This is a genomic window from Pedobacter sp. (assembly GCF_039594775.1).
Classification (GTDB): domain Bacteria; phylum Bacteroidota; class Bacteroidia; order Sphingobacteriales; family Sphingobacteriaceae; genus Pedobacter.
In genome coordinates this window covers 630,228-653,188 of sequence record NZ_JBCNMT010000001.1, presented here as the reverse complement: position 1 = coordinate 653,188, position 22,961 = coordinate 630,228, and the positions used below count along the sequence as shown (strand labels likewise).

At 39.5% G+C, this 22,961-nt stretch carries 19 protein-coding genes and 1 tRNA gene; 5 read left to right on the top strand and 15 right to left on the bottom strand.

All coding sequences use genetic code 11. The annotated features are described in order from the left end of the window. Positions 1 to 55: 55 nt before the first annotated feature. The 3 genes from ABDV71_RS02925 (at position 56) to ABDV71_RS02915 (ending at position 3,409) form a co-directional block, all read left to right on the top strand. Entirely contained in the window at positions 56 to 1,228 is a 1,173-nt protein-coding gene (locus ABDV71_RS02925) for a PepSY-associated TM helix domain-containing protein (RefSeq protein WP_343530927.1), read from the top strand. A gap of 18 nt (positions 1,229 to 1,246) precedes the next feature. After that, complete coding sequence (locus ABDV71_RS02920; protein WP_343530926.1) at positions 1,247 to 2,170, top strand: DUF6607 family protein; 924 nt, start codon at positions 1,247 to 1,249, stop codon at positions 2,168 to 2,170. Positions 2,171 to 2,242: 72 nt separating this feature from the next. Next, positions 2,243 to 3,409 (top strand): M20/M25/M40 family metallo-hydrolase, encoded by a 1,167-nt coding sequence (locus ABDV71_RS02915; protein WP_343530925.1) that lies wholly within the window; start codon positions 2,243 to 2,245, stop codon positions 3,407 to 3,409. On the opposite strand, the gene ABDV71_RS02910 is transcribed toward ABDV71_RS02915, so the two are convergent. From ABDV71_RS02910 to metG, 11 genes are all read right to left on the bottom strand, one after another. Beyond that, on the bottom strand, positions 3,387 to 3,647 hold the full coding sequence (locus ABDV71_RS02910) for a hypothetical protein (protein ID WP_343530924.1): 261 nt from the start codon (positions 3,645 to 3,647) through the stop codon (positions 3,387 to 3,389). The genes ABDV71_RS02915 and ABDV71_RS02910 overlap by 23 nt on opposite strands. Positions 3,648 to 3,740: 93 nt before the next feature. Further along, positions 3,741 to 4,052 (bottom strand): hypothetical protein, encoded by a 312-nt coding sequence (locus tag ABDV71_RS02905; RefSeq protein ID WP_343530923.1) that lies wholly within the window; start codon positions 4,050 to 4,052, stop codon positions 3,741 to 3,743. A gap of 47 nt (positions 4,053 to 4,099) precedes the next feature. Further along, on the bottom strand, positions 4,100 to 4,288 hold the full coding sequence (locus tag ABDV71_RS02900) for a hypothetical protein (protein WP_343530922.1): 189 nt from the start codon (positions 4,286 to 4,288) through the stop codon (positions 4,100 to 4,102). Positions 4,289 to 4,394: 106 nt separating this feature from the next. Next, a complete protein-coding gene (locus ABDV71_RS02895; protein ID WP_343530921.1) occupies positions 4,395 to 5,465 on the bottom strand; it encodes a serine hydrolase in 1,071 nt (356 codons plus the stop codon). A 494-nt stretch (positions 5,466 to 5,959) separates the two neighbouring features. After that, entirely contained in the window at positions 5,960 to 6,415 is a 456-nt protein-coding gene (locus ABDV71_RS02890) for a VOC family protein (protein ID WP_343530920.1), read from the bottom strand. Positions 6,416 to 6,467: 52 nt separating this feature from the next. Then, the gene (locus ABDV71_RS02885; RefSeq protein WP_343530919.1) at positions 6,468 to 6,902 is read right to left on the bottom strand and encodes a GNAT family N-acetyltransferase; all 435 of its coding nucleotides are present in this window, start codon (positions 6,900 to 6,902) and stop codon (positions 6,468 to 6,470) included. Between the two features lie 26 nt (positions 6,903 to 6,928). Further along, complete coding sequence (lpdA, locus tag ABDV71_RS02880; protein WP_343530918.1) at positions 6,929 to 8,332, bottom strand: dihydrolipoyl dehydrogenase; 1,404 nt, start codon at positions 8,330 to 8,332, stop codon at positions 6,929 to 6,931. A gap of 62 nt (positions 8,333 to 8,394) precedes the next feature. Continuing rightward, a complete protein-coding gene (locus ABDV71_RS02875; RefSeq protein ID WP_343530917.1) occupies positions 8,395 to 8,991 on the bottom strand; it encodes a TetR/AcrR family transcriptional regulator in 597 nt (198 codons plus the stop codon). Positions 8,992 to 9,548: 557 nt separating this feature from the next. Further along, a tRNA-Arg gene (locus ABDV71_RS02870) sits at positions 9,549 to 9,620 on the bottom strand. A 35-nt stretch (positions 9,621 to 9,655) separates the two neighbouring features. Beyond that, the gene (locus ABDV71_RS02865; protein ID WP_343530916.1) at positions 9,656 to 10,942 is read right to left on the bottom strand and encodes a mechanosensitive ion channel domain-containing protein; all 1,287 of its coding nucleotides are present in this window, start codon (positions 10,940 to 10,942) and stop codon (positions 9,656 to 9,658) included. A 30-nt stretch (positions 10,943 to 10,972) separates the two neighbouring features. Beyond that, positions 10,973 to 13,081, bottom strand: a complete 2,109-nt coding sequence (gene metG / locus ABDV71_RS02860; RefSeq protein WP_343530915.1) for a methionine--tRNA ligase — start codon at positions 13,079 to 13,081, stop codon at positions 10,973 to 10,975. Positions 13,082 to 13,123: 42 nt separating this feature from the next. Here metG and ABDV71_RS02855 point away from each other — a divergent pair, with 42 nt between their 5' ends. Next, positions 13,124 to 14,023 (top strand): LD-carboxypeptidase, encoded by a 900-nt coding sequence (locus ABDV71_RS02855; protein WP_343530914.1) that lies wholly within the window; start codon positions 13,124 to 13,126, stop codon positions 14,021 to 14,023. 1 nt (position 14,024) lies between these two features. Beyond that, a complete protein-coding gene (locus tag ABDV71_RS02850; RefSeq protein WP_343530913.1) occupies positions 14,025 to 14,432 on the top strand; it encodes a DoxX family protein in 408 nt (135 codons plus the stop codon). Positions 14,433 to 14,499: 67 nt separating this feature from the next. On the opposite strand, the gene ABDV71_RS02845 is transcribed toward ABDV71_RS02850, so the two are convergent. From ABDV71_RS02845 to ABDV71_RS02830, 4 genes are all read right to left on the bottom strand, one after another. Beyond that, positions 14,500 to 15,999 carry a RagB/SusD family nutrient uptake outer membrane protein gene (locus tag ABDV71_RS02845; protein WP_343530912.1) on the bottom strand — a complete coding sequence of 500 codons (1,500 nt, stop codon included), beginning with the start codon at positions 15,997 to 15,999 and terminating at the stop codon, positions 14,500 to 14,502. Positions 16,000 to 16,010: 11 nt separating this feature from the next. Further along, positions 16,011 to 19,154 (bottom strand): SusC/RagA family TonB-linked outer membrane protein, encoded by a 3,144-nt coding sequence (locus ABDV71_RS02840; protein ID WP_343530911.1) that lies wholly within the window; start codon positions 19,152 to 19,154, stop codon positions 16,011 to 16,013. 300 nt (positions 19,155 to 19,454) lie between these two features. After that, positions 19,455 to 21,803, bottom strand: coding sequence for a hypothetical protein (locus ABDV71_RS02835; protein ID WP_343530910.1), 2,349 nt, complete (start codon positions 21,801 to 21,803; stop codon positions 19,455 to 19,457). Positions 21,804 to 21,818: 15 nt separating this feature from the next. Beyond that, the gene (locus ABDV71_RS02830) at positions 21,819 to 22,961 is read right to left on the bottom strand and encodes a DUF4249 domain-containing protein (RefSeq protein WP_343530909.1); all 1,143 of its coding nucleotides are present in this window, start codon (positions 22,959 to 22,961) and stop codon (positions 21,819 to 21,821) included.

Here is a 22,961-nt window from a genome sequence, read left to right as displayed (position 1 = left end):
ATTGCCTAAGCCAGCCCGACTTCCAAGCAGGTTGGTTTAGCTTTAGATCTCAAGTATGGGCTATAAAAAACCGATCAAAAATAAACGTACATTAAAGTACTGGATAGGCAGGCTTCACTTATGGCTTGGCCTTATTTCAGGCCTTTTTGTAATTTTTCTGGGTATTACGGGCTGTATTTTGGCTTTCGAAAGAGAAATCGAGGACGTTACTCAACCTTACCGATTTACGGAAACACAAAGTAAGCCCCTTTTAGCTCCTACGCAAATAAAGGCCATTGCTGATAAAGCCCTGCCCAACAAAAAAGCGCACAGTGTAACTTATCAGCCTGGAAGAACTACACAAGTTGTTTATTACCACGATTCACCTGCCTATTACTATATCGTATTTGTCAATCAGTATACAGGAGAAGTGCTGAAGGTAAAAAACATGGATGAGGATTTCTTTAGGATAGTGATTATGGGTCATTACTACCTATGGCTGCCTCCACAAATTGGCCAACCTATACTCACCACCGCTACCATGATGTTTGTGTTTTTACTTATCTCTGGTTTAATTTTATGGTGGCCAAAGAGCAAGGCAGCAAGAAAACAACGCTTTACCGTAAAATTGAAATCAAAATGGCGCAGGTTAAATTATGACCTACACAATGTATTGGGCTTCTATATTACCTTCATCGCCATATTCATAGGTTTAACCGGCATGATCATGGGTTTTCAGTGGTTCGCCAAATCGGTTTATTGGACAAGTTCGGGAGGCAAAAGCATGAACCTTTTCGAAGAAACCTATTCAGAGACGGCTCATGTGGCTAAACTTCAATTAAACGCTGCAGCGGCCGACCAGCTTTGGGCCAAGTATCTTAAAGAAGACCCCTCTTTTAAGGGTAGTATCGACGTGCACATTCCCGAGGATGCAAAAGGTGCGGTAGAGATTGCTAAAAATCCAGACCCCAGTACTTACTGGAAAGCTGATTACCGATACTTTGATCAGCATACATTAAAAGAAATCGAGGTAAAACATGTTTTTGGAAAATTCAATAATGCTAGTACAGCAGATAAGATTATCCGAATGAATTACGACATCCATATTGGAGCAATTGCAGGGTTGCCCGGAAAAATCCTGGCGTTTATCGCCAGTTTAATTGCCGCCAGCTTACCAATTACCGGACTAATCATTTGGATTGGGCGAAAGAAGAAAAAACCCAAACAACCAAAAGCACAAATAAATTAAAATCAATCCCATTAAAAAATGAAAAAAATAAACCTAATTATCGCATTATTATGTGCCGCTATGGGTGTTGCAGCACAAAGCAAATTTGAGCAAGATCGTAATGCCATTAAAGCATTGGCGGGCTTTTATAAAGTTACTTTTAACTATGCAGAAACCTTTTCTCCTGATGATGATTACAAGTTTCACGACAGGCACCGTTCATCGGCAAAGGAAATTGCCATCATAGTTGAAGATTCACCTAAAAAAATCGTGATCCAACACCTTTTGGTCATGAGGGGCGATAGCATGATCATTAAGCACTGGCGTGAAGATTGGACTTACGAAGATCCAAAAATCCTAGCTTTTGACAAGGAAGATACCTGGAAAAACGTAACGTTAAAACCAGAGGAATATAAAGGCAAATGGACCCAAAAAGTTTATCAGGTAGATGATAGCCCACGTTACCAGGCAATTGGTAGCTGGGTACATGTTGATGGCAGATCACAATGGTTAAGCTATTCAGATTCGCCACTTCCACGTCGTGAGCATACCGAGCGTAACGATTACAATGTATTGAACCGTCGTAACTTTGTATACATCACCCCTACCGGATGGATGTTTGAGCAGGATAACAAGAAAATTGTGCGTACTCCTGGTGCAAAAGATAAATTAATTGCTCAAGAAAAAGGTTTAGAAGAATTTGTAAAAACGGATCCTAAATCATTTGGCTATGCACAGGAATGGTGGAAAAAGAACGAAGGTTTCTGGAAAGATGCCCGCGATATTTGGGACAACGTTTTTGCCAGCAACAGCACCATTAAATTAGCTCCAAAAGTAGATAATAAACTACTTTACGAAAAATTCTTCGCCGCTAATGCGCAATCGGTAAAAGAGAACTGGACTTCGGCCAAAAACAAAGAAGAAATCACCAAAATCATCAATGCCTATTTAGTGAAAGGATAGTCCTTTTAACCATAGACCCGAAATGCTTTGTGCGCACAAATTTATATCTTGTGGCACAAAGCTTTTTTTGTTATGTCACGCATCTTACTTTTCCTTATCCTTAGTTTTGGCTACCTCCACTCCTTTGCACAGGATATTAATTACGCCCGAAAAACCATCAACACGCTTACCTCAAATAAATATTGGGGCCGCGGCTACACCAATAACGGCATGGGAAAAGCCGCCGATTTTATTGAGCGTGAGTTCAAAAAGCTTGGCCTTTCTCCGCTGAGCGGAAATAACTACAAGCAGTTCTTCTCATTTCCCGTGAACACCTTTCCCAGCAATATGATGTTGAAATTAAACGGGAAAGCATTCATCCCTGGTAAGGATTTTATTGTACATCAGGCCAGTAAAGGAATTACCTTTAGTGATAGTTTGACCCGAAAAGACAGTGTGACTTATTTAAGTAAAAGCAACAACATTGTTATCAGCTTACAGCCCAAGCTTACTTGGTCGGTTTCGCAACAGGTATTCGATTACACTGTTGTAGAGGTTAATCAAAACTCGCTTACGTTTCAACCTTCCCAAATCGACATCGACATTAAAAACGACCTGGTTTCAAATTTCACCGCAGCCAACGTAGCGGCAATAGTTAAGGGAACTGTAAAACCAGATTCGATATTGGTATTTACAGCCCATTATGATCATTTGGGCGGAATGGGTTCAAAAACCTATTTCCCTGGGGCTAACGACAATGCCAGCGGCGTAGCCATGTTGTTGGATTTGGCTAAATATTATGCTGTCCATCCCCCAAAATACAGCATCGCTTTTATTTGCTTTGCTGCTGAGGAAGCTGGTTTGCTAGGCTCTAAGTATTTTACCGAACATCCTTTGATACCGCTACAAAACATTCGCTTTTTATGGAATTTAGATTTGGTGGGCACTGGTGAAACGGGTGCAACGGTGGTAAATGCCACTATCCATCCGCAGGAGTTTGCCTTGTTAAACAAAATTAACCAAGAAAAGCAATTGTTAACCAACATCAATGCGAGAGGCAAGGCGGCCAATAGCGATCATTATTTCTTTACAGAAAAGGGTGTTCCCGCTTTTTTCCTTTACACGCAGGGAGGTATTGCCGCTTATCACGATGTTCATGATAAAGCAGAAACATTGCCGCTAACGGCTTATGAAAATCTGTTTAAGCTATTTGTTGATTTTAGCAATACTTTAATGGCTAAGAGGGAATCTTCTCCATGATTAAATGGGCTGACCCTTCTTCTAAAGCGTTATATTCATCCAAATGAAAATGATGATGTACCGGAACGCTATCTTGGGCCAACGTAAGTAGTTGTTTGGCCAAGGAAATGAGCCCAGCTTTATTTGCCGAAATCACGATTTCTCCGTCCATTATTTTCGTTTCTATTTCAAACCCATCTTCCCATTCATGCCTAAAACCTTCTCCGGAGTACTCGGGAATTTCGACTGTTATTTTCATGTTTTCCTTGTTTGTTAAGTACAAAATGGGATAGTCTACCTATTTATCCAACCATTTTTAGCAGCGATGTTCAAAGTACTACCTACATTAATTTTACAATTGAAAATACTGTCCGACAAAGAATTGGTATAGGTAAATAAACAATAGAATCGTTATTGGGGATGCTACCACTAAAAAGCCAATTCCTATGAATTTATTTTTAATGACGACCCTTCTCTTTTTTATCCATCCAATGATGATCAGTAATGTTATTACGGTTGAATTTAAGATAGCGTAAATGAAATAGCCGTAATTTTCATCATATTGGGCTTTACCAGCATAATACATCATCACCCATATCCATATTGCCAAAAAGACTAACAGTACACTATAGCCGTAAAAGGAAATCGTTTTTATCGTGCTCATGGTTAGATTTAAGATGGCTTAAACACAGGCGTGGTGTTATAATGTATCTATTGTTTCCTTTTCTTACCCTCTTTGATCAGCACATAAAGGATGAATACCAAAGTAGCTAGGTAAATAATACTTAAGGCTGGTTTCTCAACCTTGAAGGCTTGAAAGTCGATTTGCTTAAACAACGCTACACCAATCACGATAGCCGCAATGCTTAAGGCAAAGGTTGGTGCTTTTCTATTTTCCATTTTTTATTGTGTTTGGTTTTTGAGGGCAAATTACTAAAAAGTCTTAGCTCCCTGTCGATTTTTTTCACACAGACAAAGCCAACAAAAAGTTTAACAGTGGGAAATGCTATTTGATCACCGCATTTATTTTCGCCCACAAATCATTGTCAAACCCCGATACTGCAAAATTAGGATTGCTCGGATCGGAAGCGTTACCCATTCGTACAATCACCATATTTTTACTAGGGATGATATAAATCCGTTGATCATTGGCCCCCATCGCGGCATACATATCTGCCGGTGCATTTGGAACCAAAAACCCATTATAAACAGTTTGTTCCCCTGGTATCATAAACTTTGACTTGCCGTTTAGCCACCATAAATATCCGTAAGAAGGATTGATATTTTGGGAAGTATTCCAACTTTCATTCAGAAAAGCTTCATTAATGATCTGTTCGCCTTTCCACTTGCCCTTATTTAATGCCAACAATCCAAATCTTGCCATACTTCTTGTAGTACTATGGTATATGGTAAAAATGGTTCCAAAATTCCAATAACCATCCATTCCAATTTTGTTTTTTAGCTTGTCATTAAAGTAGCTTTCAAAGCTTCTATTACTTGCTCCAGCAACCACATCAATTAGTTTCTGGAAAACATTACCATATGCCCATCTACTGCCCGCATCGGCCACATAAGTCAGGTTAGGTTTTACAACCAATTGCTTGGTGTCATCAATTCCCGAAGTCATGGTTAGCAAATGCCTTGCCGTAATCAGGTTCTCTTTATCCAAGGGCATGTTAGTCCATGCGGTACCAATATAGTTTGACACTCTATTGTTGATATTCAATAAACCTTCTTGTTGTGCGATGCCAGTGGTAGTGGCTACCAATGTTTTTCCTGCGCTATTCCACTCCCATTCTGCAGCAGCGTTATGTCCGTTGAAATATTCTTCTATCACTATCCTACCATTCACAAGAATCATAAATGACTTTGTATTTTTTTGAGCAAGAAATGTCTTCAAATCCGTAATAGCGCCAGTATTCCAGTTCAACTGAGTAGCTGCTGTTGTTTCCCATGCGGTCGCTGAATTTGCGGGAAAATACATGGAAGTATCGGCATTTGTAGGCTTGGAGTCGCTGTGTTTACTACAGCTTATTAACAATAAAACTGCAGACAATATGAGGCTTGTATTTTTCATCAACATAAAAGCGGGTTTTAAGCTAAGACTTTGTTCTGCACTAAAAGTCAAATTCTTAGTGAAATAATTTTTGAAGTTTGTATTTGGAAGAAAGGGCAATCTGTTGAAAAGAAAAAGGCCTTACATTTCTGTAAGGCCTTTGTAGAAGAAACAGGCGAAAAGTCGACCCTCTATGAAGACTTAGAGGCTATCTATAACTATCATTTTTCCACCAATACTTAATGAAATTAGAGAAATAAGCTTAAGGCACTAAAAACTTAACGTCGCCTCTATTACTTTCGACACCACATTTACTGATTAAACATTCGAAATCAAAATGGAGACATAAATTATCTATTAATCTTGTGTTTACATATTTAAAGAAAGAGCAACGGGAATGTGCTGTTTTTTTAGTCAGGGGCTCAATTTGCTCTAATTTTTACAAGTATTGTCAAGCCATCTATCATAAGGCGTTTATTTTCAAATAGTTATACTCCATATTCATATATATTTATCTAATGAGATGAATTTATTTTTTGCCATTCTTCATAGCTGAGTACGCCAAGTTCTGGCTGACTTTTGCCTTTCAGAATATGGATAAACTCCAGCTGATTCCCATCTGGATCGTCAAAATAAAGAGCAAGTGCGGGCATCCAGGCAAAAACCATTGGTTCATTGCTGCCATTTTTAAGGAAATTATAGGCCTTTAATCCGTTTTTATCTAAAAAAGTATTTGCGTCTTTTAAGATAAAATCTTTGGAACAGCTGAATGCAAAATGCCTTGTCTGGAGATTACTCTGTTGTTCCCAAAGTCCAAGCATTGCCCCTTTATTTTCTCCGATCCAAAGAAAGACAATCGGTCTGGTTTCATCATAATGTGCAAGCTGCAGACCCAATATTTGAGTATAGAACTGAACTGCTTTTTCCAAGTTGCTTACTTGAATATGTGTCTCATATAATCCTTCAATCATTTTTATATATTTTATTATTAATAATCATAGTATTTTGATAATGACGACCATTTCATCTTAGCATATGAATAATCGGATAATCTTTACCTGAGCCATCCTTTTCTGATCTTCCTGTTTTTCTGAACCCTAATTTTTCATAAAATCCGATAGCCTGGTGATTTTGTTCATTGACATCGACCTTTTTTATGCCTTTCGCCTCATCCATCAATTGAAATAAGATCTTTCCATAACCTTTACTACGGTAGTCATTGTGAACAAACAGCATTTCGAGATTTCCTTCTGATTCTGACGAAAATCCGACAGGTTCCCCATTTTCAATAAGGAGAAATACTTCGAGGTTGGGCAGATAATCTTTTGGGATGACTTCTTTAAAATAAATAAAATCTTCTTCGGCAAGAAAATCGTGAGTAGCTTTGACCGCTGATTCCCAAATTTCCATAATTCTGGGATAATCTCCAGGGCTTGCGAGCCTGATTTGTGTTGACATAATTCTAAAAAATAGCTGTAATGCAATTAAATATTTAATGATGGTTTTCCTGATGCTATTGTATAAGCCTCTTTCATTACCTCCGAGTAAGTTGGATGGGCATAGCTCATTGTAGCCATACCATTTGCTGTCACTTCATATTCCAGTCCGACAACGGCCTGTGCAATCAAATCCGCAGCGCGGGCGCCAATGATATGCACTCCCAAAAGTTCGCCGTACTTCGGATCGGAAAGCACCTTTACAAAACCTTCGGTTTCCATTCCCGTTCTGGCTCTCGCATTTACGGCGAAAGGAAATTTACCAATATTGTATTCCACTTCCTGTTTCTTTAATTGTTCTTCGGTGGCGCCTACAGAAGCCACTTCCGGCCAGGTGTACACTACCGAGGGAATGCGGTCATAATTGATATGAGGTTTCTGACCATTGATTCTTTCCACTACAAATACTGCTTCTTCCTCTGCTTTGTGGGCCAGCATCGCGCCACCCACGACATCTCCAATCGCATAAATGTTTGGAGATGTTGTCTGAAGCAATTCATTGACTTTCACCGTACCATTGTTATTCAATTCCACGTTAGTATTTTCTATACCCAGACCGGTTACATAAGGTTTTCTGCCTACAGCCACCAGAATATAATCAGCGGTTAGATCTTGTTCTTCTCCTTTTTTATTTTTGAAATAAACCTTAGCTGTATTGCCAAGATTTTCAGCTTTGTAAACGACTTGCTGAAGTTTGATTTCCACGCCTTCTTTGCTTAATATCTTCGTTAAAGCTTTTCCTAATTCAGTATCCATTGTAGCAATAAGATTATCAGCATATTCTAAGATAGTCACTTTGGTTCCGATCCTGTTGAATATGGAAGCCATTTCCACACCGATTACGCCGCCACCAATAATCAGAATGCTCTCGGGCTTTTCCTGCAGTTCCAGCGCTTCGGTAGAAGTGATAATCCTCTTTTTGTCGATAGTAATGCCCGGAATTGTGGACGGTTTTGACCCTGTAGCAATAATAAACTTATCTGAATTAATTACAGTTTCAGTCTGATCATCGTGTACAATTTTCAAGGTTTCATTATTAACAAAAGAACCTGAGCCGTGGAAAACCGTGATCTTATTTTTTCTCATCAGGAAATCCAGACCTTGTGTGTTTTTGGTCACTACTTCGCTTTTTCGCTTAAAAAGCTGTTCAATATTGAGCCGGAGATCCGAATATTCTATGCCGTGTGCTCCGAAACTATTAAGTGCATCTGAATAATGATGGGTGCTGTCTAGTAACGCTTTGGTAGGGATGCAACCTACATTGGTACAAGTGCCGCCCAAAGTATTATACTTTTCAATAATTGCAGTTTTATATCCTAATTGAGCGCTTCTGATAGCAGCTACATATCCGCCGGGACCTGACCCTATTACGGTAATATCAAATGTTTCCATTTATTGATTAAATATTTTAATTGTTAAAAATAAACCAATCGGTCTTTTTGTAAGCAAAAAAATTAGGCTTTCAAATTTCTGATCATTTTCTCTAAAAAAGACATCGCTATATTAAGCTCAGTCATATGGTTGTTAACCTTTGCCTGCATAAATGAACCTTCGATCATCGAAATCATCACTACAGCAATTTCGGTCGGATCGGTATCTGCTTTTATTTCATTTCTATCTATGCCGCGTTTGATTTGATTTTCGATGGATGTTTTCCAAAAGTCCAGGGCTTTTTGTACACGTTTCTGGAGTGACGGATGCGTATCATCAGCCTCCGTAGCAGTATTTAAAATCGGGCAGCCTGCCTGTAAATACGGATATCTGAAATAGTTTTTGTACGTGTGGGGATAAACCAGCAATCTTTCGATAGAATCTTCAGTGGCTAAAATTCGTTCTTTCATATGCTGCGTTACCTTACCAAAATTGTAGTCGAACACGCTTAATGCAATCTCATCCTTATTCTCAAAATTACCGTAGATGCAACCTTTTGAAAGTCCGGTGACGCTCATTACATCATTTATGGATGTACCTGCGTAGCCTTTTACGTTAAAAACAGTCGAAGTTTTTTCGATGATCAGTTGCTTGGTATTTTCGGATTTTTGAGTTTTCATCAGCAATATTCTTATCTGGAACAAAGGTAAATAAAAATAGAACAATCGGTCTTTTTTGGAGATATTTTTAATTGCAAAAGTTTTTATTTAAGTTGTTCTCTATTCATTTCGACCCGCGAAATGTTCAACTCACCCAATTTCACCGAGGAGCACGCCAAAAGCTATTGCATCTGAAAAAATTACTTTATCTCCAGCTTGTGTCGATTTAAGTACGTTTTTTACATCTTCTGAAAATAGATGGCTAAGATTAGTTCCGCTAAAAAGAACTTTATTATTTCTGATAATAATTATGGAAAATTTAGCGATTGTATTGTTATTGCCAAAACCTACAATAGGAATGAGGAAAGTCAACAGCGGGGCAATCGTTAAGAGGAAATCGGACTGAGTAAAAACGGCTACTAAAGATATTTAGAGCATCCTTTTAATCAAACTAAAAAGAATTACAATAGTTTTTTATGGGTAAAAACCGAACTAAAACAAAGTTGTATTTAACTATGTGCCGTAGATATTTATGGGCATAAAAAAAGGAAACAACCATTATCAGGTGTTTCCTTAAGTAGCCCCGAGCAGAATCGAACTGCTATCTAAAGTTTAGGAAACTTCTATTCTATCCGTTGAACTACAGGGCCCGTTGTAGGCGCAAATATATAAAATTATCCAACGCTCAAATACTTTGATTTTGTATTTCGATATGCTTAAGATCACCCGACCCCTCCATTTCGTAAATCTGCAGGCCAAAGTATGGTGCCGCAGCAATAATGTGGTCAAAGATATCTGCCATAATATGTTCGTATTCAGCCCAAATAATAGTATTGGCAAACACATAAATCTCAATGGGTAGTCCGTGTTGCGTTGGTGCCAACTGCCGCACCATAATGTTCATTCGTTTATTGGTGCCCGAGTGGCTGGAGATATAGCTATCAATGTATTTTCTGAACAGGCCCGCATTGGTAAGGTTCCTGCCATTGATCAACAAGCTCTTATCTGCATTTATCCGCTGGTTATGCTTATCAATATCCCTTTGTCTATGCTGGATATAGGAAGTAAGCAATTGGATCTGCTCAAACTTTGGCAATTCATCGTCTTTTAAAAAACGAATACTCGATTGCTTGATGTTGATGGCTCTTTTGATGCGCCTCCCTCCCGATTGTCGCATGCCCCGCCAGTTTTGGAAGGAATCGGAAATGAGCGAATAGGTAGGAATGGTGGTAATGGTCTTATCAAAATTCTGCACCTTCACCGTGGTAAGGTTAATTTCCAGAATATCGCCATCGGCGCCATACTTGGGCATGGTGATCCAATCGCCAATACGCACAATATCATTCGTGGTTACCTGTATGCTGGCTACAAATCCCATGATGGTATCCTTAAACATTAACAACAGCACCGCAGAGATGGCGCCCATTGCCGTAAAAAATGCCACAGGTGATTTGCCCGTCAAATTAGAGAAAAGTACCACCGTGCCCACCAAATACAGCAAAATGCGGATGACCTGTAAATAGCTATCGATGGGCTTGCCTTTAAAACCCGGTCTTTCCTTCAGCAGATCTCCACCTGTTTTGATAAAGGCCATGAGCACCCAAACAATCACCAAGACCAAGTAGATATCACATAGACCTAAAATCAGCTTACTGAGTTGCGGATAATCGTGAAACACCACAGGAATAGCCACATAAATGGCCAACAATGGTGCAATGAGGGAAAGATAGTGCGGCACTTTATTTTCCAACAGGAACATAAAGAACGGAATATCTGTTTTGCGGATGGTTTGGATAACAATCAGGCGCAGGATACGCCTTACCACATAATAGATGCCGTAAGTAATGCCCAAAGCGGCCAATAACAGTACCAAAGTATTCACGATGGCTGCCGCGTTAGGCGATAAGCCTATCCTTTCAAAAAAAGATAGGCTTAAACGACTGAAATCTCGCAAGTGATTGTTTAATTCCATATCGTGCCAATATAATGCTTTTACGATTAACTAGCGAACGGTACCACCGTTATTTACGCTTTGCGTAGGGCTTACAAAGCTCAACTTACCATTGGTGTCCTCGGCCATTAAGATCATGCCCTGCGACACAATACCCTTAATTTCCCTTGGTGCCAGGTTAGCCAATAAGCTTACTTGCTGCCCAATAATTTCGGTTGGATTGTAATGCTCGGCAATGCCCGAAACTACCGTACGTTGATCTAAACCAGTATCTAAAGTTAGTTTCAACAGCTTTTTGGTTTTTTCTACCTTTTCTGCAGCTATAATGGTAGCCACACGAATATCCATGGCTCCAAATTGCTCAAAGGTAACGTTATCCTTTGCTGGGGATACCGTTGCGTTGGCCGCTTCGTTTTGTGCTTTGCTATTGTTCAGCTTATCAATTTGTGCCTGTACTTCGGCATCTTCTATTTTGCTGAACAATAGAATCGGTTCGTTAAGTTCGTGTCCTCTTTTCAGCAAGCTCACAGAACCCGCGTCTTCCCACATATGCCCGCCGTAGTTCAACATTTTCTGTAGCTTATCGGCGGTAAATGGTAAGAACGGTTCAATTAGGATTTCCAAGTTGGCCGCAATTTGCAAAGCAATGTTCAAGATAGTGCGTACGCGATCTTCGTCGGTTTTGATCAGCTTCCAAGGTTCGGTATCTGCCAGGTATTTATTGCCCAATCTGGCCACGTTCATTACTTCAGACAAAGCCTCTCTGAAACGGTAGTTTTCAATAGACGCACTGATTTTTGCCGGATAGCCTTTTAGTTCCTCTATCACGGCATGATCAATATCGGTAAGCTCCATACAGGTTGGCACCATACCTCCAAAATATTTATGGGTAAGTACGGTTACTCTGTTCACAAAGTTTCCTAGAATAGCCACCAACTCATTGTTATTTCTGGCCTGAAAATCTTTCCAGGTAAAATCGTTGTCCTTGGTTTCAGGGGCTGTAGCAGTTAACACATAACGTAAAATGTCCTGCTTATCCTTAAACTCCTCTAAATACTCGTTTAACCAAACGGCCCAGTTTTTTGAGGTCGATATTTTTTGTCCTTCCAAGTTCAGAAACTCGTTGGCTGGTACATTATCGGCCAAAATAAAATCGCCGTGCGCCATTAACATGGCAGGGAAAATGATACAGTGGAAAACGATATTATCTTTACCAATGAAATGCACCAATTTGGCATCCTTGTCTTTCCAGTAGGCCTCGTATTCGAAGTTCTCTACCTTGTTTTGATCAATGTAATACTCTTCGGCTTTAGGGTTCCAAATGCCCAACTTAGCATAGTTTGCCAATTCTTTGGTTGCAGAAATGTAACCGATAGGCGCATCAAACCAAACATAAAGCACTTTCCCGTCGGCCCCTTTTACAGGTACTTTAACGCCCCAATCCAAATCTCTGGTCATGGCCCTTGGCTGTAGCCCAGCGTTTAGCCAGCTTTGGCATTGCCCATACACATTCGGACGCCATTCTTTATGGCTTTCGATATAAGTTCTTAATCTTTCTTCGTATTTATCCAGCGGCAAAAACCAGTTTTTGGTTTCTTTCATTACCGGAGGTTCGCCAGAAAGGGTAGACTTTGGATTGATCAGGTCGGTGGCGTTCAATGTACTACCACAGCTTTCGCATTGGTCACCATAAGCGTTTTCGTTACCACATTTAGGGCAGGTACCCGTAATGTATCGATCGGCCAAGAAGGTCTGCGCCTTTTCGTCGTAATATTGCTCTGTTACTTCCTCGGTAAACACCCCATCTTTGTAAAGCTTTTCGAAGAAATCTTCGGCCGTTTGGTGATGGGTTAGGGATGAGGTACGGTGATAAATATCAAATGAAATACCAAAGTCTTTAAAAGAATCGCCAATGATTTTATGGTACTTATCTACTACCTGTTGTGGCGTAATGCCTTCCTTTTTTGCCTTTAGGGTAATAGGAACGCCATTTTCATCAGACCCACAAATGAATTTAACCTCTCTTTTGTTAGACCTCAGGTAACGCACATAAGTATCGGCAGGCAAATAAACACCCGCTAAGTGACCAATATGCACCGGACCATTGGTGTAAGGCAAGGCTGCCGTTACGGTATATCTTTTAAATTTACTGTTATCCAAAACTATTTATTTATTTATCTTGGCAAAGATATTGTTTTCAAAATGATTAAGCAGCCACCGTATTTAAAAAAAGGAGATAAAATAGCAATTGTTTGCCCCGCCAAGAAGCTTCCAAAGCCCATTGATAAGGGTATTGAGATTTTGCAAAGTTGGGGACTGGAAGTTGTGCTCGGTAAAACCGTCACCGCTTCGCACCACCAGTTTTCGGGAACCGATGAACTAAGGGCGCAGGATATCCAGCAGTTTTTAGACGACCCATCTGTTAAGGCCATTATTGCCGGTCGCGGGGGTTATGGTACCATTCGCATTATTGACGAGCTGGATTTTACGGCTTTTAACGAAAACCCGAAATGGTTAGTAGGTTTTAGCGACATCACCATTTTACTTTCACATGCTTTAGCTAAACTGAACACGCAAAGCATACATGGACAAATGCCCTATACTTTTGAAGAAAGCACACCAGAGGCCTTAGAAAGCTTAAGAAAGGCTTTGTTTGGAGAGAACGACACTTATGCCCACCAAAGCGATGTTAAGGGCAGAGACGGACAGATTGAGGGCCAATTGGTGGGCGGAAACCTCACTTTGCTACTAGCAGTTGAGGGTTCAGTGTCGGAAATGAACTACGATGACCAAATATTGTTTATTGAAGATGTTGGTGAGCATGAATATTCCATAGATAGAATGATGCGAACGCTGAAAAGGAAAGGCAAACTGGCCAGGTTAAAGGGGCTTGTGGTGGGTGCCTTTAATGAAATTGGGGAGGAGAGCATTTTCTTTGGCCAAACGCCTGAACAGGTAATTTGGGAGCTGGTAAAGGAATACGATTATCCGGTTTGCTTTAATTTCCCTTCGGGCCACATTGCCGACAATAGGGCAATGGTGCTGGGCAAATCTGTATCTTTATCGGTAAAAAACAACAACATTGAATTAAAGTATCTATAGCATGGCAATCTTCGACAATTTAGGAAAATACCGCAACACAGGTTTATTGATATTAAGGGTTGGCCTGGGAGTCATGATGATGTTCCATGGCTTGCCAAAAATTATGGGCGGGCCGGATACATGGGCTGGTATTGGCGGCAGCATGAAAGTAATAGGCATTAATTTCATCCCTGCATTTTGGGGACTTATGGCAGTGCTATCAGAAGGAATGGGCGGTTTTCTTTTATTGCTAGGGCTTTTCTTTCGCCCTGTAAATATGTTATTAACCTTTACCATGCTTATTGCAGCACTTGTTCATCTCAACAAAGGCGAAGGCATTATGGGTGCTTCTCACGCCATTGAATTAGGTATTGTATTTTTTAGCCTAATTTTTATCGGGCCAGGTAAATATAGTGTAGATAAGAAGTAAACATTTAATTAATACAACAAAAAAGGGACTTAAAAGTCCCTTTTTTGTTGATGATATATCAATCAGTTTAATCGTTTTGTTTAGAGTTAGGGTTTGCCTGTAACTCTGCACGAGGGATTACCCATTGCCATCTTGGATCTCCGGCAGGAACTACCATGACATCTCCTACAGAAGCCGCCACAAAATTAGGAGCGGTTCTTCTATCCAAACCTCTGTCCAAGCGTTTTAAATCGTAAAATCTACGACCTTCGCCCCATAACTCGGTTCTTCTGTTGATCAAGATTTCTTCGATCAATGCGGCTCCAGTGTTTGCAGACAATGTATAGCTATTATCTCTTTTGCTCACATAGTCATATAGCTTTTGTTTAGCCTCTGCTTCACGTCCCGGAATATTCGCCAAAGCTTCTGCCAAGATTAAATAAACTTCTGATAAGCGTAGGTAAGGAACATCGCCCAAAGTTGTTTTTTCTGCCTTAATTTTAAACTTTCTGCTCATATAAGGCTCGCGTTTAAACGTAGCTTCAGGAAGTGGGAAGTTTGCTGCTGTAGGTGTAGGTTCCCACATTTTCTTTCTTACATCTGTAGCAGGAATTAGGTTGTATAATGCCGAGTTAATACGCTTAGGCCTATCACGAATAAAAGTAGTATTTCCATCCATAGAGATCTGTGCGTGGAAGTTGGCAAAAGTATCTCCTTGGTCGGCTTGCAAGTATACTCCCCAGATCCACTCCGGATTTGAAATGTCATTAAATCCTGATTGGTATTGAGCTTGAGTCATTAATGAGTACTTATTATTGGTAATAACTTGCTGCGCATAAGTTGCCGCTACTTCATATTCTTGCATAGTTAATGCCACATCAGCTTTTATTGCCCTAGCTGCATCAATACTCACGTGTGATTTGTTAGCAGGTGCGGTAGCGCCATTAAATAAAACTATGGCTGCATCTAGATCAACATTAATTTGGGTGTAAACCTCTTCTACGGTTGAACGAGGCAATTTCACCTCTTTTGCACTTAATGGCATAGAAAGACCCAATTGTTTGTTAGGCTTCGCAGATTTATCGTATCTCTTTGCAAATAGCCTTACTAAATTATGATAAGCCCAAGCTCTAAGGGTTAACGCCTCCGCTTTTAACATTCGCTTGTCAGCCTCAGGTCCTTCTGCCGCATCAATATTATCAATTAATGCATTGGCATTTCCGATTACACGATAGTACAATCTAAAAGGGAACTCTACCCAAATATCTGCCTCGTTACGCATTTCGATATAGTTGGCGGCACCATTAGCGGCATTGGTATACCATGATTGTACCGCTAAACCGATATCCTCGCCCATGAAATCTAGCTGAAGCATCATTCCTCCATGACCTGGCTGATTTTGCGTGCTATATTTTGTATACATGTAGCGATAAATTCCGTTGATTGCATTCTTAGCATTTGTGGTTGTTTTGAAAATATTGCTTTCATCAACGCTTTGTGTAGGTTCAGTATCTAAGAAGTCTTTTTTACAGTTGCTAAAAGACAAAGCAACCATGATCAATATTAATTTTATACTAATTTTTTTCATTTCCATTAAAATTATAATGTCACATTTAATCCCGCACTTACATATCTGTTAGGCACATAAACATTGCTATTGGTACCGTTAAAGCTCTCCATTGGGTTTAAACCTTTTCTTTTAGAGAACATGTAGATATTTTCACCGCTAGCAAAAACTTTAATACGCTGCAAACCTGCCTTTTTAACTAGGTTTGTTGGAATAGTATAGCCTAAACTGATGTTTCTAATGGTCAAATAAGACGCATCAATCAAAAATCTAGATGACTGCGTATTGTATGTACCGTAGTTAGCTACATCTAAACGAGGAATGTTTGAAGCCTGCCCAGGAGTTGACCATGAGTTTAAAGCATCTTTGTGAACTGCTGTTCCATAAGAAAGACCAAATAGGCCTGCATAAACAGAATCGTAGAACTTGCCTCCTAATTGATAGTTAAGCAAGAACGATAATGAAACTCCCTTGTAGGTAAAGGTATTGTTGTAAGATCCAAAATAATCAGGAATAGCAGATCCCGAATAATCCCAAAGGGCATTGTTTGGATTTGAAGTTACCTCCACACCATTTATGGTTTGAGAACCCGCCGCAGTAGCTGAAAAAGATGGGTCTCTTAACCATAAACCTTGTCCGTTGGCTGGATCAGCACCATACCACTGTCTCAAGTAGAAAGCATAAATATCTTTGCCTTCTTCAAGTCTTTTTGTACCCGAAGGAATGGTGTTCCCTCCTGGCAATTTTGTGATCTTGTTTTTTAGGAAAGTGTTGTTGAACTGTACATCCCATTTGAAATCTTTACCACGTATTACCTTGGCATTGATCGTAAATTCTAAACCGGTATTGTACATGGTACCAATATTTTCGTTACGGGTGGTCACCATTGAAGATAAGCCTTGTGGCACATCAAACAACAATTGTGAAGAACCTCTTCTGAACCATTCTACCGTAGCATCTATACGGTTGTTTAATACAGCAAAATCTAAACCTACGGTTAAGGTTTTATTCACCTCCCAAGTTAAAGCATCATTTGCCAATTTTGTTGCCAATGCGCCTGCTTCGGTAGCGTTGTTATAAGATAAGCTGTACAATGCCTGAAATTCATAATAGGTACTTAAAGCATCATTACCAACTGTCCCGTAAGCCGTACGAAGTTTTAAATTGCTTAGCCAAGAAGTTCTTTTAAGGAAGTCTTCGCTGGTTAGGTTCCAAGCAGCACCTATCGAATAAAAATCTCCCCATCTAGAGATACGGCTGAATCTGGCCGAACCATCTCTACGGTAAGAAGCGTCTGCAAAAAACCTGTTGTTGAAACTATATTCTACTTTTGATAAGTAAGCATCTCTTCTCAAGTTGGTCACATATCCAGATAGGCCGTTTAAGGTTACATAGTTCACAAGCTCAACGTTACCGTCCAAGTTCATCAATCTTCTGTTACCAGACAGGTAAGTGTTGTCAACTTTTTGTGCTTCGTGTCCAACTAATGCTTTTATGCTGTGTAATCCAAAATCACGTTCGTATCTTAACAATTGGTTAAACGAAACATTTCTGTATTCGTTAGATGAACGGCTAGAAGTACCACCGTTGGTAACACCGTCACCTACTACTTTACTGCGAACAGTGATTGAGCGGTAGTTGGCTAAATCTAAAGCTAAACTGGTTGTAAATTTAAAGTGCTTTAGAAAAGATACTTCGGCAAAGGTTCTGCCTGTAATACTACTTCTAGAGCTTCTATCTGTATTTAAAAGTGTTTCATAAATAATGTGTCTGCCAGGATAAGCACCACCCGGTCTTCCAACGGCACCAGGATGCATCCCGTAGTCGTACATGTGCACTCCTTTGTCGTCTAAAACTGGTTCGCCTGTTGCAGTATATGCTCTAACAGGGTAAATAGGACCAATGCCTCTGGCAAATACAAATGGATTGTTGATTGCTCCCGAATCATCTACTGTTGCATTTGCTAGGTTGTTATTAGCCAAAGCGCCAGCTAGGTTTATTCCTAACTTTAACCATGATTTAGGTGTAGAGTTGATGGCTATTCTGCTATTGATACGCTCAAAGTCTGAACCAATCACAAAGCCGTTATCTTTGGTGTAGCCTAATGAAACATAGTAGTCAGATTTTTGTTGCTTAGCCGAATAATCTAATGAGGCTTCGTTACGAGAGCCATTATTTTGCATCCCTTTGATCCAGTCGAAATCGTTATAAAGTAATTTTGCATTAGGATTTAACTTACCATCGTCAGTTACCAATTGGTTAGCTGGAATATTAAATGGATTGTAAACCAATTGTGTTCCTACAGTGTTGCTAGCATAAGCCTTTGCAGCCGCTTCGTTATCACCATTGCTGTACATTCTATTATTTTTAAGCGCTTGCCAAAACAATGGATAATAGTCGTTGATGCCAACTCTATCATACTCCGGGATTGCTCTGCTGCTTAATCCACCAGTATAATTTATATTTAATTTAGGGTCTGCGCTCATTCCTTTTTTGGTAGTGATGATGATTACACCATTGGCAGCTCTAGCTCCATACAATGCGGTTGATGACGCATCTTTTAGGATAGAGATACTTTCCACGTCATTTGAATTGATATCGCCAATGTAGCCTTCGTATGGGAATCCATCTACTACATATAATGGAGAGTTGCTAGCATTAATGGATCCGAATCCTCTGATCCTAATGTCTGCATTGTTTCCAGGTTGGCCATTACCAGAATTGGTAGAGATACCTGGAGCCGCACCTGCTAAAGCTTGCGTAATATTTGTAATTACCCTGCTCTCCAAGTCAGCTGCTCCAATTTTAGCTACCGAACCTGTAATTGATTCCTTTTTTTGTGTTCCATAGGCTACTACCACCACTTCGTTTAAGGCTTTAGAATCTGCTTCTAATGCTACATTTATGGTGGTTGTGGTTCCAATGTTGATGGTTTGAGCGGCAAAACCAATAGAGCTAAACTCTAAGGCTGTAGCTGCGCTGTTTACCGTAATGGAGAATTTACCATTTGTTCCTGTAGCAACACCCGTGCTACTCCCTTTTACCTTTACGCTTACCCCGGGCAAAGGTAAACCGTCTGCTCTTGACGTAACTGTACCAGTAATTGTTCTATTTTGCGCTATTGCCGACGAGGCAATAAAAAGCAAAATGAACAAACTTTGTAGAAGTTTCTTCATGAATTTTTAAAAATTAAGTTGGTTAATAAAATAGTTTAAGGGGGCCAAATATAGAATATTATCCCTGAGACAGTCACCCAAAAAGATGTTGGAAAGCGGATAAATCCCCTAAAAAACGAAACACCGTCAACGCTAAGGCGTTAACTCGCTAGAAATTGTGTAAAATTCTTAAAGCAATCCGCATTTCAAACTTATTGATTAGTTTTTCGGAGCTCTAATCGTACGATAATCGAATTAAATCATAGGGTTTTTGCTTGCTTTATTGGATTTAGGCAAGTAAGTTAAGAAGTAATTTTTAACCTACTTCTTAACCTCTATTTCAAATGTGTTAAAACCAGGTGTTCCGTCTGTTGAAACCCCTTGAATAACGCCTATATATCTGCCCTCTACATCGGAGGTATAGAAACTAAGCGATATTTTATCTTTTCCATTAAACAACAGATTAGGTTCCCAATGCAAGGTACTTCTATAATCTGGCATATGGTTTTTTGTTGCTTTATCGTATTTAGGCGCATAGAACTCTCTCTGTAGCTGCATTCCTTCATAATCAATGATTATGGCTTTGGGGTTTAGCTCGTAATCAGACAAGGTTGCCTTTTTGCTATTAAAGCTTAGCACCCCTGGATAAGTTTCTCCGCTATAAAAAAACCTATCTTTAAAAATGTCTATACTTTCTATATTGTCGGGGTAAACAGATGCTATTTTGTTTATATCGAAATAAGGGATGCCATCAAACAGTACAAGCGGATTCTCTTCAAAGGATTCTTTTCCACCTACAACATTAAATACAAGGCTATTCTTTTTCTTAAAAACGAGTACCTCCCTAACATATTCCCTCAACACCTCTTCCAAAGTGTTGAAACGGGTATAGTTTGATAGTAGATAAGATTTTTGAACTTGTCCGTAAAAAACTTGGGCACTATCAGGTGCGTAAAAATTATTCAAATATTTTTTTGCATAGATGTCCTGTATCTGAGATGAAAAATAATAGTCTTCTAAATACTTCTTCTTTTTAAACAGGTCACTATAGGTACTGCTTTGTTTAGCTATTGGGCTATATTCCTCATAATAAGGGCTAAAAATTGAAATATTGGAAGTGCTGTCTTTGGTGTAATCAGCTTGAATAATTAATTCACTTTTGCCAAACAGTTTATCTGTATTAAACAAAAAGGTACCTAAAGAGTCCGTAGTTGTAACATAAAAGGCTCCTTTCTTTTTCGGAGAGCTTAGGTATAGCGAGAGGCCCTTCACCGGATTTTTATCTGGCGAAAGTACTTTTCCTGAAATCAAATGACCGTTATATTCCGGAATAAAGCTTAATGCGGGTTGGTTTCCACGTTTTTTGGCGTCGAACTTTCTCCAGCCTTGGGTTAAAAGCAAGTTGTCAAGTGCCTCGGTCACCTCATTATTGTCCGAAGAAAAATAATAAGCAGGGTTTTCTATTGCTCCCTTTAGTTCCGATCTAAGGTATAGATCACTAACAATATCTATGTCTTGACCTGTTTGTAAGGAATCTATCTTGTAAATAGAAAATGAAGCATTAGCCGACTGCAATTTCGTCTGTGCGTTTACAGCAGTAATTTTTAAATCAACTTTCTCTCTTTTGGTATAGTTAGCCTTAGCAAGATCAGTGTTGAAGCTAATTTTATCTTTTCCTTTTCTAAAGAACATTCTTTCTGCAACAGGATTTCCATCCATATCAAATACAGTTAAGTGGTATAAGCCACCTGATAGTGCAGACTTATCTAAAACAACCTCAGTTCGTCCATCAACTAGCCTGCTAGATTTTGCATACATGACCGATTTTCCGTTATGAACAACCACATAAAGATTGCTTTCGTTCATATTTGTTACAATAGAAGCCTTAAGCTGGTCTTTATCATCAAAAGTAAGCGCATACCCCTTTTTCTTAATCTCAGGTAGTTCCTTGATTAAAATTTCCTTATCGGGCATAATACAGATCGCTTTATACTTTCTTTCTGGTTTAGGGGCAAATGTGAATTTCCCAATCCCAAATTTGAAGGTTTTAATGGTGGCAACGGTGTCGTTTTTATCATCGATAACTACGCCCCTAACCGCAACTCCACGTCCGCTATTATCTAACGCCTTAAAAGCAACCTTTCCAGTTATACCTTCTACCATAGCCCCTCCTTCAGGGAAAAAACCTATATCGTAAACCTGTTTTTTCGTACTTACCGCATTGAATACGCGTGAAGGATTTATAATATACAGCTCTTTTTCGAAGAAAGAATCGGCACCTGCATTTTTCATCAAGTTGGTATAGGCCCTTAGTTTGTAGGCTCCTGTTTCGAGCTGTTTTGACAATTGTAAACTTCCACTGGCCAAACCTTCGCTAACGTTAACCATGGTTTGTGCCTGTGGCTTATTATTTTCATCAAGAATCTCTACATAGACCACCTTACTTAGGCTTGAAAAGCCATTTTTGACATTACTTAGGTTATAAGCCTTAAACCATAAAATGTCATTTACAAAGTATAGGGGCTTATCGGTATGAACATAGATTTTTTCTGCGAAAAGCATCTTCTGCTCATTAAATTTATGCTCAAACTCTACAGCTTTCTGTCCAAAAGCAGAAAGTTGTACAATGGTTGCCAAAGCAAATGTTATTCTAAAAATTAGATTATACATATTTAAATTGTATTCCTATTGCCAAAATGAAGGTTTAATATTGGTTCCCCTAATGGTACAATCAACGCATCGCCTAGGAGCACCTCCATAGCCTATAAAAATCCCTCCTCCGTTGTATATCTCCTCTATAGCCATATATTCGGGGTTTGCGAAATTCCGAATATTAGCTGTTCTAACCGTATCCATCTGAAAACATGGGGACGGCTTCACGACAAGCCAATTATCTAGCTGTTCCCGTGCGATAAAAATCCGTTTACTTTGTATACTTCCAACGCTAATAAAGCCTAGCACCGGTTCGTTTGGGTTTTTCACATTTCTAATGTTACCTGTCAGTTCAGATGGTTGGGCGTCGAAGATAGAGCCTAAATTTTCTGTATTCTTCCCCAAATTCTCCCAAAATTCAAATGCTTCTTTGGTAAGGGCATATTGTCTTACCAAAATGCTATATTTTAGCGAAAACCTCTCTGACCCTTTGGGAATTAAAATCAATGGCTTTTGATAAATGACATCATCACTTAATTTCATGGTGGATCCAACGTTAACATTTGTAGAGCCTGCCGAGCCCCAGCATTGGTAAATGTTTTCAGTCGCTGGATCTCTTAATCTTAGCCCATTACCTGTCCAAATCAAAGTTGATGCGTATTGTGAATAAAATATCCACGTTTCATCAAAATCCCATCGATAATACCTGGTTTTCTTGGTATCGTCATGAGTGCTTACATTAATTTCCAAACCATTCCCCTTTTCTTTCCAAGCCACATCATCTATTGGTGGAGAAAGCTTGGCTTCCAAAAAATCAGTAATATATTCTACCCCTTTGGATACTATTTTCAACCGATATTTAAGGTTTGGATCTAGGTTGAGAACAGCCGACTGATAGGTACCAGGACTGCTTTCTGTTAAAGTATAAGTTTGATTGGCGCTGCTTTCGAAGCTAACTGTTGCTCCTACTTCTGGCACTCTATTGCCTTTTTGAGACACAGGAACTGTTCTGCTTAATTTGATAGAGGTGCGCTCTCCTCCTACGCTAATCATTCCCTCGACTACAAGAAGCCGTGCATTTGTATCTTTTAGTTCTGGATTGAATCTCTCCTTGCATCCCCCTAACAGAAATACCAAGAGTAAAAACAAATAAAATTTTCCTACAAAAACCTTCAT